Here is a 12,728-nt window from a genome sequence, read left to right as displayed (position 1 = left end):
GGACGCGCCGGCCGCGGCGGCCGCGGGCGAGAGCGCGGTCGCGGCCAACCAGCGCGGCGAAACCGCCTACCGCAGCGGCGACCTCGCCGGCGCCATCGCCGCCTACCAGCAGGCGATCGAACTCGACCCCGGCTACGCGCTGGCCTTCAGCAACCTCGGCCTGGCCTATGTGCGCAAGGGCCGCGCGGCCGAGGCGATCTGGGCCTCGCGCCGCGCCATTGCCCTGGCCAAGGGCGCGGGCGCGGCGACCATCCGCGCCGGTGCGTACTACAACATCGGCAAGCTCTACGAACTCGACGGGCAGTACGAGCGGGCGATGTCGAACTATCTGGCGGCGCGGCGCGAGAAGCCGGACAAGAGCTACGACGAAGCCTTGCAGCGGGTCAGCGGCTATTGAAACCGCCGACGCCGCGGTGGCGCGCGAATGCCTCCACGCATTGATACGTTAATACGTCAATGCATTAACGCATCAATGCGCTGTCGCACTAACGTGTTAACGCACTAACGCACGAATCGAGCAGGCCGAGAAACCCTATGGAGAGGAACCCAATGGAAACGATGCAAGGACGCCAACGCGTCTTCGCCGGCCTCGTCGCGCTGTGCGCGCTGCTCGCCGCCGCGCCGCTGTACGCCGCCGGCCCGACCGAGATCGCCAGCGCCGACCGCGCCCTGTGGCCGCAGCCGATCGATTCGCCGGCCGCGTTCGACCGCGCCTCGCGCGCGGAGATCCTCGCCTTCGCCCACGAACTGGCGTTGTCCGAACCGCTCGACGACGCCGCGCTGGCGCAGCGCCTGCGCCTCAAACAGATCGACCGCGCCAGCCTCGACAAGATCCGCGCGCGCTGGTGGCGACGACTCGCCGACAACTACCGTCTGGCCGCGCGCGCCTGCGCGCCGCGCGAGCCGTTCTGCGCGCCGGCCGCCGACGCCGCCGCGCTGCGCACGCTGGCCGCCGGCGTCGATGCCGCACCGACGCCCGCGTTCGCGGCGTGGCGCAGCGATGCCGCGCGCTTCCACCGCATCTATCTCGACGAACAACTGCGCCTGGCCGCGCTGTTCCCGCGCACCAGCAGCGAGATCGACACCTACTCGGCGCAGGAAATCGACGGCAGCGAACTGCCCGACCGCCAGTTCCTGCTGACCTTCGACGACGGCCCGACCGCGCCCGGCGGCAGCACCGACGCGCTGCTGCGCACCCTGCGCGAGCACAAGCTCAACGCGACTTTCTTCGTGCTCGGCGAACGCCTGCAACCGCGACTGGCCGCCGAAGCGCCGGCCAAGACCTACGCCGGCATGTGCGTGGCCTCGCACGGCTGGCAGCATCAATCGCATTCGCGCTGGCCGCAGTGGCAGGACTCGGTGATCCGCAGCGACGCGCTGGTGCGGCGCGAGGCCAGCGCCCTGTACCGCCCGCTGTTCCGCCCGCCCTACGGCCAGCGCCGCGCCGACAGCGGCGAATTCTTCCGCGAGCAGGGCCTGCGCGTGGCGTTGTGGACGATCGACTCGCAGGACTGGAACGCCAAGGTCGACGCCGGCCAGGTCCAGGGCCGGCTGCTGAGCCTGATGCTGCTGTGGCGGCACGGCACGGTCCTGTTCCACGACATCCACGACAAGGCGCGCACCGCGCTGCCGTGGGTGCTGCGCCAGACCCGCGGCGCGGGCGTGCAGTGGCTCGACTGCCGGCGTTATCCGTTGCCGGAGTAAGCCGTACGCAGCGGGCCGCTCAGGGCAATGAGCCGGTTTCCGGTCAATTTGCGAGTGAAGTAGCGGCGGCGCAACGCATGCGCCGCCGGTCGCGCGTTCGGCCACGGCGCAGCCGCCGGCCGGGCGCGGACCCGATCATCACTCTCAGGGACATCCCATGCGCCTTATCCGTAGCCTTCCCCTGCTCGCCGCAGTCCTGACCGCCGTGCCGCTGGCCGCGCTCGCATCGCCGCCGCCGAGCGACTGGCAGAACGCCCCCGTGTGCAACGGCAAGTACAGCGCGCAAATGAAGCACACCTTCTACCAGACCGCGACCACCGCCGGCGTGCGCACCGAGGTCGGCGTCGTCCGCCATCCCTTCGCGCAGGGCACGGTCGCGAACCCGAGCTATTACCTGATCAAGGCCGAAATCTCCAGCCGCAACGATGCGAATCCGAAATGGACACTCGACAGCCGCGAGCGCGACGGCTTCGACAGCTACTCCGGCGAACCGATGCAGCTCGGCACGGTCGTGTTCAAGAGCCCCGGCTGCAAGTTGATGGCCAGCGCCCAGGTCAGCGTCAAATGCCCGGACAGCACGGAGATGGAACACAAGACCTTCACCCGCAGCTGGGACGGTTGCGGCCAGTAAGCGCGCTCGCACGGGCGCCGCCTTCGCCGCGACGGCGAAGCGGCGCCCGCGGCGGCCTCAGGCCAGGGCCGCCTGATGCACCCCCGCCACCGCGCGCCCCGACGGATCGGCCGCGTTGGCGAAGGCCGCGTCCCAGGCGATCGCCGCCGGCGACGAGCACGCGATCGACTTGCCGCCCGGCACCGTGTTGGCGCAAGCGTCGCCCGGGAAGTGGCGCTCGAAGATGCTGCGGTAGTAATACGCTTCCTTGGTCTGCGGGGTGTTGATCGGAAAGCGCACCGCCGCCGCGGCGAGGTCGCGGTCGCTGACCTGGGCCTCGGCGTGGGCCTTGAGCCCGTCGATCCAGCCGTAGCCCACGCCGTCGCTGAACTGCTCCTTCTGCCGCCACAGGATCGAATCGGGCAGATAGCCTTCGAACGCTTCGCGCAGGATCGACTTCTCGATCTTGCCGGCGGCCTTGTCGACCATCTTGGCGCGCGCGTCGATGCGCATCGCCGCGTCGAGGAACTCCACATCCAGGAACGGCACCCGCGGCTCCACGCCCCACGCCATCATCGACTTGTTCGCGCGCAGGCAGTCGAAGCTGTGCAGCGCGTCGAGCTTGCGCACCAGCTCTTCGTGGAACTCGCGCGCGTTGGGCGCCTTGTGGAAATACAGGTAGCCGCCGAAGATTTCGTCGCTGCCCTCGCCCGACAGCACCATCTTCACCCCCATCGCCTTGATCCGCCGCGCCAGCAGGAACATCGGCGTGGACGCGCGGATGGTGGTGACGTCGTAGGTCTCGATGTGGGCGATCACGTCCGGCAACGCGTCCAGGCCTTCCTCGAAGGTGTAGGTGAAGCCGTGGTGCACGGTGCCCAGCGCCTGCGCGGCGACTTCGGCCGCGGCCAGGTCGGGCGAGCCGTCCAGGCCGATGGCGAAGGAATGCAGGCGCGGCCACCAGGCTTCGGACTGGTCGTCCTCCTCGATCCGGCGGCGGGCGAAGCGCGCGGCGCAGGCGGCGACCAGCGAGGAATCCAGGCCGCCGGACAGCAGCACGCCATAGGGCACGTCGCTCATCATCTGCCGGTGCACGGCGCGCTCGAAGGCTTCGCGCAGTTCGCGCTTGTCCGCTTCCACGCCCTGCACCGCGGCGTAGTCGCGCCACGGGCGCTGGTAATACTTCACCGGCGCGCCGACGTCGCTGTCGTAGTAATGCCCGGGCGGGAACGGCGCGACGTCGTCGCACAGCCGCGCCAGCGCCTTCATTTCCGACGCCACCCACAGGCGGCCGTCGGCGTCGTGGCCCCAGTACAGCGGGCACACGCCGATCGGATCGCGCGCGATCAGGTAACGCCCGCGCGCGCCGTCCCACAAGGCGAAGGCGAAGATGCCGTTGAGCCGGTTCAGCAGCTCGGCCGGCGCCAGGCCTTCGCGATAGAGCGCGTTGACCACTTCGCAGTCGGACTTGGTCTGGAACGCATACGGCCGGGCGAGCTGTTGCTCGAGCTCGCGGTGGTTGTAGATCTCGCCGTTGACCGCCAGCGCCAGCTCGCCGTCGGCCGAGCGCAGCGGCTGCGAGCCGCCGCTGGGATCGACGATGGCCAGGCGCTCGTGCACCAGGATCGCGCGCGGTTCGGCGTGCACGCCGGACCAGTCGGGGCCGCGGTGGCGTTGCCGCGCCGACAGCGACAGCGCCAGGGGTCTGAGCGGACGCAGGTCGGCGCCGGCGCGCAGGTCGAACAGTCCGAGGATCGAGCACATCGGGGAATCTCCAGGAAGGTTGCAGCGGTGGGATGGGAGTTCGAAGGCCTGAAACGACGAAGCCCGCGCTGGTCGGCGCGGGCTTCGTGAGCGAGTTAGCGTGTGTTGCGCGCGCTAATCGCCGGCCCGCGGGAGGCTGGCGTTATTGCGGTTATTGTTGTTGGCGCGCAGGTTCGACACGGCCTGGCGCGCGCGGCCGGCGGCGGCGGCGCGGCGGAATTCGGCGGTGGCGAAGCGCGAGGTCATGGGCCGATCCTGCTTGAGGACCGGACCGGATGCAAGCGCCGCCGGTCGAATCGGCGGCGGCCGCCTCGGTTTGTCCGCTGTTGTGGGAGGTTGGCCGCTGTTGTGGGAGGGCCTTCAGGCCCGATGCCTTTGTCTCAGATCGCTGCGATCCGAAAGAAGGGCATCGGGCCTGAAGGCCCTCCCACAAAACAGCTGCAGCCCCCATCGAGCTGGTTTCATGAGACGGCGCTGCCGCTACGCCGCGGCAGCGCATACGCACCCGCATCGGCTAAGCTCGCGGGCAACGGAGGACCTTCATGGCCAAATGGATCAAGCGCGCCGTGCTCGCGCTGTTTTGCCTGTTCCTGCTCGTTGCCGGCGGCGCCTGGTGGTTGCTGCGCGGCAGTCTCCCGCAACTGCAAGGCACGCCCGCGCTGAGCGGACTGTCGACGCCGGCCCAGGTCCAGCGCGATGCGATCGGCGTGGTCACCATCGACGCGGCCAGCCAGATCGATGCGATGCGCGCGCTCGGCTACGTCCACGGCCAGGAGCGCTATTTCGAGATGGACCTGCTGCGCCGCACCGCCGCCGGCGAGCTGTCGGCGCTGTTCGGCGAACGCGCGCTCGATTACGACCGCCGCCATCGCGTGCACCGCCTGCGCGCGCGGGTGCAGGCCGAACTGGCTGCGTTCGAAGGCGACCAGGCCGCGTTGCTGCAGGCCTACGCCGACGGCGTCAACGCCGGGTTGAACGGGCTGTCGCGCAAGCCCTGGCCGTATCTGCTGCTGCGCGCCGACCCGCAACCGTGGACGAGCGCGGACTCGGCCCTGGTCGGCTACGCCATGTATTTCGACCTGCAAGGCGGCGACAACGCGCGCGAGCTGGCGCTGTGGCGGATCCAGCCGCACGTGCCGCCGGCGCTGTTCGCGCTGCTGACCAATCCCGGCAGCACCTGGGACGCGCCGCTGTACGGCGCGCCGTTCGGCGACGCCGCGCTGCCGGGCCCCGACCAGCTCGACCTGCGCACGCTGCCCTCGCAGCCGCCGGGCACCCTGGTGCCGCTGCCGTTCCTCGACGAAATCGGCAGCAACAACTTCGCCGTCGCCGGCAGCCTGACCAAGGACCGCCGCGCCATCGTCGCCGACGACATGCACCTGGGCCTGCGCGCGCCCAACATCTGGTTCCGCGCGCGCCTGCGCTATCCCGACCCGCAGGCGCCCGGCGGCAAGACCGACGCCGCCGGCTTCACCCTGCCCGGCCTGCCGGCGGTGGTGGTCGGCAGCAACGGCCACGTCGCCTGGGCCTTCACCAACAGCTACGGCGACTGGGCCGACTGGTCGCTGCAGCCGGGCTGCGCGAGCGACGCCAAGCCCGGCGCCTGCGCGGGCCTGAAGACCTTCGAGGAATCCATCGCCGTCGCCGGCCGCGCGCCGGAGAAACTGCTGGTGCGCGAAACCGCCTGGGGCCCGCTGCTGCACGACAACCCCGACGGCAGCGCGCTGGCGCTGCGCTGGAGCGCGCACCTGCCCGGCGCGCTCAACCTGGGCCTGACTGGCCTGCTGCGCGCGCGCTCGGTCGACGACGCGCTGCAAGTCGCGCGCGGCGTCGCCCTGCCGGTGCAGAACCTGGTGGTCGGCGACCGCGACGGCAAGATCGCCTGGCGCCTGCTCGGCCCGATTCCCGAACGCGAAGGCAGTTGCTCCACCGCGGCCCTGGTCGAAAACGCCGACGCCGCCGGTCGCGCGCTGCCGGCGCCGACCTGCCCGCCGTGGGCGATCCAGACCGCCGACGCGCCGAGCCTGGTGGCGCCGCCGTCGGGACGGCTGTGGACCGCGAACACGCGCACGCTCGAAGGCCTGGAACTGGAACGCATCGGCCAGGGCGACTACGTGCTCGGCGCGCGCGCCGGGCAGATCCGCGACGGCCTGTTCGCCAGGCAGCGCTTCGACGAACGCGACCTGCTGGCGATCCAGCTCGACGATCGCGCGCTGTTCCTCAAGCATTGGTGGGAGCTGCTGCAAAGCGAAGGCGCGAAGGCCGCGCAGGCCAAGGACCGGCCCGCGCTGGCGGCGCTGGCGCAGGCCTCGCAGCGCTGGGAAGGCCGCGCCGAACCGGGTTCGGTCAGCTACCGCCTGGTCCGCGACTGGCGCCGCGCGGTGTTCACCCGCATCGCCAACGGCCTGACCGCGCCGGCGCAATCGGCGCTGGGCGCGCAGTTCGAAATGCCCGACCTCAAGCAGATGGAAGGCGTGATCTGGCCGCTGCTGACCCAGCGCCCCGCGCACCTGCTGCCGCGCAACGAACAGTCGTGGGACGGCCTGCTCGAACACGCCGCGCAGGACGCCCTGGACGGCCTGGGCGTGAAGCCCGGCGCCGGCGCCGCCGCGCAACTGGCGCAGCGCACCTGGGGCGAACACAACACCGCCTCGATCTGCCACCCGCTGGCCTCGGCCCTGCCCGGCTTCGCCCGCCGCGCGCTGTGCATGCCGCCGGACCAGTTGCCGGGCGACGCGGCCATGCCGCGCGTGCAGCGGCCGAACTTCGGCGCCTCCGAACGCATGGTGGTGTCGCCCGGCCACGAAGCCGACGGCATCGTGCACATGCCCGGCGGCCAGAGCGGCCACCCGCTGTCGCCGTTCTGGGGCGCCGGCCACGACGACTGGGTGCACGGCCGGCCGACGCCGTTCCTGCCGGGCCCGGCGAAGTACACGATGACCCTGGAGCCGGCGAAGTAGGTTTCGCCGCGCCTCCCTGTAGGAGCGGCGCGAGCCGCGACCGCGACAACACAACTACGGCGCAACTTTCGACGTAGCTGCAATGTCGCGGTCGCGGCTTGCGCCGCTCCTACAGGGGGCAAACGCGGCCGCGCTCAGCGCATCAAGCGCTCGATCAACGCCAGATACAGATCCGGCAACGCCTCCAGGTCCGCCAACGCGACGTTCTCGTCGACCTTGTGGATGCTCGCGTTGACCGGTCCGATCTCGATGCACTGCGCGCCCAGCGGCGCGATGAAGCGCGCGTCCGAGGTGCCGCCGCCGGTGCTCTCCTCCGGCGCCGCGCCGGCGAAGCGCGCCAGCACCTCGCGCGCGGCCGCGCGCAGCGGGCCTTCGGGGGTGTAGAACGGTTCGCCGCCGCGGAACCAGGCGATGTCGTACTCCAGCCCGTGCGCGCGCAGGATCGCCTCGCATTCGCGCTCCAGCCGCTCGGCGTTCCAGCTCGGGTTGTAGCGCAGGTTGAACAAGACCTGCAGCTCGCCCGGGATCACGTTGTTGGCGCCGGTGCCGGCGTGGAGGTTGCTGATCTGCAGCGAGGTCGGCGGAAACGTCTCGTAGCCCTCGTCCCAGCGCCGCGCCGCCAGTTCCGACAGCGCCGGCATCGCCTGGTGGATCGGATTGCGCGCCTTGTCCGGATACGCGACGTGGCCCTGCACGCCGATCACCTTGAGCGTCGCCGACAAGGTGCCGCGACGTCCCACGCGAAGCAGATCGCCGAGCTTGCGCGTGGACGAAGGCTCGCCGGTCACGCACCAGTCGATGCGCTCGCCGCGCGCGCGGAAGGTCTCGGCGACGCGGCGCACGCCGTCGATGGCGTCGCCTTCCTCGTCCGAGGTCAGCAACAGCGCGACCCGCCCGGGATGATGCGGATGCGCCGCGGCGTAGCGTTCCAGCGCGACCACGAACGCGGCCACGCTGCCCTTCATGTCGGCCGCGCCGCGGCCGTACAGCACGCCGTCGCGGATCTGCGGCGCGAACGGATCGCTGGCCCAGCTTTCCGCCGGCCCGGACGGCACCACGTCGGTGTGGCCGAGCAACACCAAGGTCGGCCCGTCGCCGTCGCCGTGCGTGGCCCACAGGTTGTCGACCTCGCCATGGCGCAAATGCTCGCAGACGAAGCCCGCGCGCTGCAGGCGCTGGGCGATCAGTTCCTGGCAGCCCAGATCCGCCGGCGTCACCGACGCGCGCGAAATCAATTCGCAAGTCAGCGCCAGCACCTCGCTCGGCGCACCGGTCGCGCTCACGCGCCGATCCCGAAACGCTGCTTGAACCCGTTGTCGCTGAAGCCCTGGGTCACCTTGCCGTCGTCGGTGACCACCACCGGCCGGCGGATCAGCTGCGGGTATTCCTTGAGCAGCAGCTTCCACTCCGCGTCCGACGCCGGCTCCTTGCGGTTCGGCGGCAGCGTGCGCCAGGTGGTCGAGGACTTGTTGATCAACGCCTCCCAACCGCCGAGCTGGGTCTTCCACTCGATCAGCGTTTCCGGCGTCTGGCGGTTGTCGCGGTAATCCACGAAGGTGTGGGCGACGCCGAAGCGGTCTAGCCACTTGCGGGCTTTCTTGCAGGTGTCGCAGTTGTTGAGGCCGTACAGGGTGGTCATGACAGATCAACCTTTGGATCGGTAAAAGTCTGCGCGCAACGCGCGCGATCGCGATGGCCGACGGACGCGCGCCGGCTCACGTATGCAGACGCAATAGCTGCGCGCGTGTCCTGAGCTCATACGCCAGCGGATGCTCGACGTAAGGAAACCATCGAATCCCCTTGGGAATGAATGCGATCGTATCGCCCAGCCGTCCCGGCCGGCGCAGCGTCAGGATCAGGCGCTCGGGATTGTTGCCGAAGCCGCGGCGCACCGCCGCCACGTCGCGCAGCATGACCTTTTCTTCGATCCCGTCCGAGCGCACCAGCAGATGGTCGCCACCGTCGACGACCTCGTCGGCCAGATGCCGCGCCATCGCCCTTTGGATCAGCACCGTCAATGCGACCAGGCCCAAGGCGACGATCACGCTCGCCGGCTGCAGGGGACGGCTGAAAACGCCGCCCACCAGCATCACCCCGAGCACGGCCAGGGCCATGCCCGGGAACGGCTTTTTCACCAGCCGGGTCATGAACGCATTCGACAGGCTCGACGCCGCGGGCGCGCCCATGCTCAGTCCGCCAGGCCGCGCAGCAGTTCGTTGATGCTGGTCTTGGCCATCGTCTTCGCATCCACCTGCTTGACGATCACCGCGCAGTAAAGCGAATGCGACCCGTCCTTGGCCGGCAACTGCCCGGACACCACCACGCTGTACGGCGGCACGTAGCCGTAGCTGATCTCGCCGGTGGCGCGGTTGTAGACGCGGGTGCTCTGGCCCAGGAACACGCCCATGCCGATCACGCTGTGGTGGCCGACGACGAAACCCTCGACCACTTCCGAGCGCGCGCCGATGAAGCAGTGGTCTTCGATGATGGTCGGCGAGGCCTGCAGCGGTTCCAGCACGCCGCCGATGCCGGCGCCGCCGGACAGGTGGCAGTGCTTGCCGATCTGCGCGCACGAGCCGACCGTGGCCCAGGTGTCGACCATGGTGCCGTCGCCGACGTGCGCGCCGATGTTGACGAAGCTCGGCATCAGCACCACGTCCTTGCCGATGTAGGCGCCGCGGCGGGCGATCGCGCCGGGCACCACGCGCGCGCCGAGCTTGCGGAAATCGGCCTCGCCATAGCCTTCGAAGCGCGCCGGCACCTTGTCCCAGAACGGCGCCGGATCGGCCTCGACCACCTGCATGTCGTTGACCCGGAAGTACAGCAGCACCGCCTTCTTCAGCCACTCGTTGACCTTCCAGCCGCCCTTGCCGTCCGGCTCGGCGACGCGGAACTCGCCTTGCTCCAGGCCCGAGATCACCCGCTCCACGGTCGGCCGGGTCGAGCCTTCGACCTCGTCCGGGGTCAGCATGGTGCGGCGCTCGAAGGCGCTGTCGATCATGAACTTGAGTTCGTCGGCGCCCGGCGCCTCGGGCTTCTTCTTGACCGACTTGGCGGCCTTCTTGGTCGTCTTCTTGGGGGCGGGACTCATCGGCTTTCTCCTTCGAGGCAGGCCAGCAGCGCATCGCGCAGGGCCTGCTGTTGCGTTTCGTCGAGCGCCAGGTCGCGCTCGTCGGTGATCTGGAACACGTCCTCGGCGCGCTCGCCGAAGGTGGCGATGCGCGCATCGTAGACGCGCAGGTTCTGCCGGCGCAGGGTCTGGGCGACATCGGCCAGCAGCCCCGGGCGGTCGGTGCAAACCAGGCTCAGCATGGTCCGCGGCCGCGCCTGGCCGTCCTTGTAATAAGCGGAAAACTCGATCTGCGGGGCGATGCGGAAATGGCGCAGATGGCGCGGCTGCGCGCGCCGCGCCGGACGGATCTTCTCCAGCGGCCCGGCCAGCGCCGCGGCCAGCCGGCGCTCGACGTCCTCGGCGCTGGGCGGCTGGCGCGGATCGGTCGGCACCACTTCGAAGGTGTCGAAGATCGCGTTGTGCGGGCCGTCGAGCACGCGCGCCTGCTGGATCGCCAGGCCGAGCCGGTCGAGGGTGGCGACGATCGCCGCGAACAAGCCGTCGCGGTCGGGCGAATGCACGAACACTTCCAGCGCGCCGGCATGCGCGCCGCCGTGCGCGCTGACCGGCCGCGCGCGCACCCGGGTGTCGCCGAGCGCGACGCCGCGCAACGACGCCGCCTGCCACGCGATCTGATCGGGGCGGCCGCGCTGGAACGCGATCTGCGGCATGCGCGCGAACAGCGCGGCGATGTCCTCGTCGCGCGCGCCGAACGCGGCCAGCATCGCGTGCGCGGCCTCGCGCGTCTCGGCCGCGCGCTCGGCGCCCGCGACCGGATGTTCCAGGCCGCGGCGCAGGGCCAGCCGGGTGGCGGTGTACAGATCGGCCAGCAGCCGGTCTTTCCACGCGTTCCACAGCTTCGGCGAGGTGCCGGCGATGTCGGCGCAGGTCAGCAGATACAGATGATCCAGATGCTCGCGGTCGGCGACCTTGCTGGCGAAGCGATGGATCACCTCCGGATCGGCGATGTCCTGCTTCTGCGCGGTCACCGACATCAGCAGATGCTGGCGCACCAGCCACTCCACCAGCGCAGTGTCGGATTCGCTCAGGCCCATGGTCGTGCCGAACGCGCGCGCATCGTCGCCGCCGAGTTCGGAATGGTCGCCGCCGCGGCCCTTGGCGATGTCGTGGAACAGCCCGGCCAGCAGCAGCAGTTCCGGCTTGCGCAGGCGCGGCCACACTTCGTGGGCGATGCTGAAGCGCTCGTCGGCCACGCCGGAGGCGAAACGCGCCAGATTGCGCAGCACCGCCAGGGTGTGCTGGTCGACGGTGTAGACGTGGAACAGGTCGAACTGCATGCGCCCGGAGACTTTCGAGAACGCCGGGATCCAGCGCCCGAGCACGCCCAGGCGCGCCATGCGTTCCAGCGCATGCACCGGATGCGGGCCGCGCAGGATCTTCAGGAAACGCTCGCGCAGCGCCGGCTCGGCCGCATCGAAGCTCGGCACCTTGGTCAGCGCTTCGGCCAGCGCGCGCGCGGTGCGCGAGTGCAGGCCGCGGATCTCGTCGTGCGCGGCCCAGGCGGCGAACAGGCCGAACACGTCGTAAGCGTCGCCCGGCCACAGCGGGTCGCACGCGGCGATGTAGTCGCGGCGCAGCTCGAAGGCCTCGTACGGCGCGCCCAGCGCCACCGGCGCGGCCTCGCCTTCGATCTGTTCCTCGAACCGCTGCAGCAGGCGCTCGCCGACGCGCTGGACCAGCGCGGCGCTGCGGTAGAAGCCCTGCATCATCTGCTCGACGGCGAGGTTGTCGGCGCTGTCGACATGGCCCAGTCGTTCGGCCAGCAATTTTTGATAATCGAAGCGCAGCCGCTCCTCGCGCTTGCGCGCGACCAGATGCAGGCCGAAGCGCAGCCGCGACAGCGCGCGGCGCTCGCGTTCCAGCGTGGCCCATTCGTCGGCGCCGAGCTGGCCGATGGAGACCAGCGATTCCAGGTCGGCGGTGCCGATGATGCGCAGCGCCATCCAATGCAGGGTCTGCACGTCGCGCATGCCGCCCGGGCCTTCCTTGAGGTTGGGCTCGAGGTTGTCGGCGGTGTCGCCGTAGCGCGCGTGGCGCTGGCGCAGCTCGTCGCGCTTGGCGGCGAAGAACTCGCGCGCCGGCCACACCTGCGAGGGCGCGATCGCCGCCTGCAAGGCCATGCGCGCGACCGCGTCGGCGGCGATCGGGCGCGCCTCCAGCATCGCGGTGAGCACGGTCAGGTCGCTGCCGGCCTCGGTGCACTGCGCGGCCGAACGCACCGCGTGGCCGACCGGCAGGCCGGCGTCCCACAGGCTGGCGAAGAAGCAGCCCAATTGCTCGGCCTGCGCGGCCTGCGCGTCGGGTTCGGCCAGCACCAGCAGGTCGATGTCCGATTGCGGGAACAGCTCGCCGCGGCCGTAGCCGCCGACCGCGAACAGCGCCAGCGGCGCGTCGCCGGCGATGCAGGCGCGCCAGGCCGCGCGCACCTGCGCGTCGACCGCGTCGGCGCGCGCACGCAGCAGCTTGTCGATGTCGGCGTCGCCGCCGTTGTCGAAGCGCTCGGCCAGCGCGGCGTCCACCGCCGCGAGCGCGGCGCGGACCGCGGCGGGACTGCCGG

At 70.7% G+C, this 12,728-nt stretch carries 12 protein-coding genes; 4 read left to right on the top strand and 8 right to left on the bottom strand.

The window, feature by feature from the left end:
* The 3 genes from A7A76_RS07470 to A7A76_RS07460 all read left to right on the top strand — a co-directional run.
* Window positions 1-397, top strand: a 397-nt coding sequence (locus tag A7A76_RS07470; RefSeq protein WP_206410605.1) for a tetratricopeptide repeat protein, incomplete at its 5' end; no start/stop codon positions are given.
* A gap of 152 nt (window positions 398-549) precedes the next feature.
* Entirely contained in the window at window positions 550-1,704 is a 1,155-nt protein-coding gene (locus A7A76_RS07465; RefSeq protein WP_206410604.1) for a polysaccharide deacetylase family protein, read from the top strand.
* 157 nt (window positions 1,705-1,861) lie between these two features.
* Window positions 1,862-2,335 (top strand): hypothetical protein, encoded by a 474-nt coding sequence (locus tag A7A76_RS07460; protein ID WP_206410603.1) that lies wholly within the window; start codon window positions 1,862-1,864, stop codon window positions 2,333-2,335.
* A gap of 57 nt (window positions 2,336-2,392) precedes the next feature.
* Here A7A76_RS07460 and asnB read toward each other — a convergent pair whose 3' ends face one another.
* From asnB to A7A76_RS26360, 3 genes are all read right to left on the bottom strand, one after another.
* Entirely contained in the window at window positions 2,393-4,078 is a 1,686-nt protein-coding gene (asnB, locus tag A7A76_RS07455; RefSeq protein WP_206410602.1) for an asparagine synthase B, read from the bottom strand.
* Window positions 4,079-4,192: 114 nt separating this feature from the next.
* Window positions 4,193-4,324, bottom strand: coding sequence for a hypothetical protein (locus A7A76_RS25830; protein ID WP_277425796.1), 132 nt, complete (start codon window positions 4,322-4,324; stop codon window positions 4,193-4,195).
* Window positions 4,325-4,458: 134 nt separating this feature from the next.
* Window positions 4,459-4,509, bottom strand: a complete 51-nt coding sequence (locus A7A76_RS26360) for a DUF6053 domain-containing protein (RefSeq protein ID WP_428995103.1) — start codon at window positions 4,507-4,509, stop codon at window positions 4,459-4,461.
* Between the two features lie 111 nt (window positions 4,510-4,620).
* Between A7A76_RS26360 and A7A76_RS07450 the strand changes: the two genes are divergently transcribed.
* Window positions 4,621-7,038: a penicillin acylase family protein gene (locus A7A76_RS07450; RefSeq protein ID WP_206410601.1), complete on the top strand. Its 2,418-nt coding sequence runs from the start codon at window positions 4,621-4,623 to the stop codon at window positions 7,036-7,038.
* Window positions 7,039-7,172: 134 nt separating this feature from the next.
* On the opposite strand, the gene dapE is transcribed toward A7A76_RS07450, so the two are convergent.
* From dapE to glnD, 5 genes are all read right to left on the bottom strand, one after another.
* Window positions 7,173-8,321: a succinyl-diaminopimelate desuccinylase gene (gene dapE / locus A7A76_RS07445; RefSeq protein ID WP_206410600.1), complete on the bottom strand. Its 1,149-nt coding sequence runs from the start codon at window positions 8,319-8,321 to the stop codon at window positions 7,173-7,175.
* Window positions 8,318-8,677, bottom strand: a complete 360-nt coding sequence (locus A7A76_RS07440; protein ID WP_206410599.1) for an arsenate reductase — start codon at window positions 8,675-8,677, stop codon at window positions 8,318-8,320. The genes dapE and A7A76_RS07440 overlap by 4 nt, the downstream gene beginning before the upstream one ends.
* A gap of 76 nt (window positions 8,678-8,753) precedes the next feature.
* Window positions 8,754-9,224, bottom strand: coding sequence for a hypothetical protein (locus A7A76_RS07435; protein WP_206410598.1), 471 nt, complete (start codon window positions 9,222-9,224; stop codon window positions 8,754-8,756).
* 2 nt (window positions 9,225-9,226) lie between these two features.
* Complete coding sequence (dapD, locus tag A7A76_RS07430) at window positions 9,227-10,150, bottom strand: 2,3,4,5-tetrahydropyridine-2,6-dicarboxylate N-succinyltransferase (RefSeq protein ID WP_428995102.1); 924 nt, start codon at window positions 10,148-10,150, stop codon at window positions 9,227-9,229.
* Window positions 10,126-12,728, bottom strand: a 2,603-nt coding sequence (gene glnD / locus A7A76_RS07425; protein ID WP_206410596.1) for a [protein-PII] uridylyltransferase, incomplete at its 5' end; no start/stop codon positions are given. The genes dapD and glnD, both read right to left, overlap by 25 nt.

The organism is Lysobacter enzymogenes, assembly GCF_017168095.1.
GTDB classification, from domain to species: Bacteria; Pseudomonadota; Gammaproteobacteria; order Xanthomonadales; family Xanthomonadaceae; genus Lysobacter; species Lysobacter enzymogenes_D.
The sequence above is the reverse complement of the archived record's forward strand: the minus strand, read 5'-3'. Positions and strand labels throughout refer to the sequence as shown.

What these genes read in the sequence shown, in the direction of transcription:
- A7A76_RS07465 (WP_206410604.1), top strand. Translation starts at nt 550, where the DNA reads ATGGAAACGATGCAAGGACGCCAACGCGTCTTCGCCGGCCTCGTCGCG.
- A7A76_RS07460 (WP_206410603.1), top strand. Translation starts at nt 1,862, where the DNA reads ATGCGCCTTATCCGTAGCCTTCCCCTGCTCGCCGCAGTCCTGACCGCC.
- A7A76_RS25830 (WP_277425796.1), bottom strand. Translation starts at nt 4,324, where the DNA reads ATGACCTCGCGCTTCGCCACCGCCGAATTCCGCCGCGCCGCCGCCGCC.
- A7A76_RS07450 (WP_206410601.1), top strand. Translation starts at nt 4,621, where the DNA reads ATGGCCAAATGGATCAAGCGCGCCGTGCTCGCGCTGTTTTGCCTGTTC.
- A7A76_RS07435 (WP_206410598.1), bottom strand. Translation starts at nt 9,224, where the DNA reads ATGGGCGCGCCCGCGGCGTCGAGCCTGTCGAATGCGTTCATGACCCGG.
- A7A76_RS07440 (WP_206410599.1), bottom strand. Translation starts at nt 8,677, where the DNA reads ATGACCACCCTGTACGGCCTCAACAACTGCGACACCTGCAAGAAAGCC.
- asnB (WP_206410602.1), bottom strand. Translation starts at nt 4,078, where the DNA reads ATGTGCTCGATCCTCGGACTGTTCGACCTGCGCGCCGGCGCCGACCTG.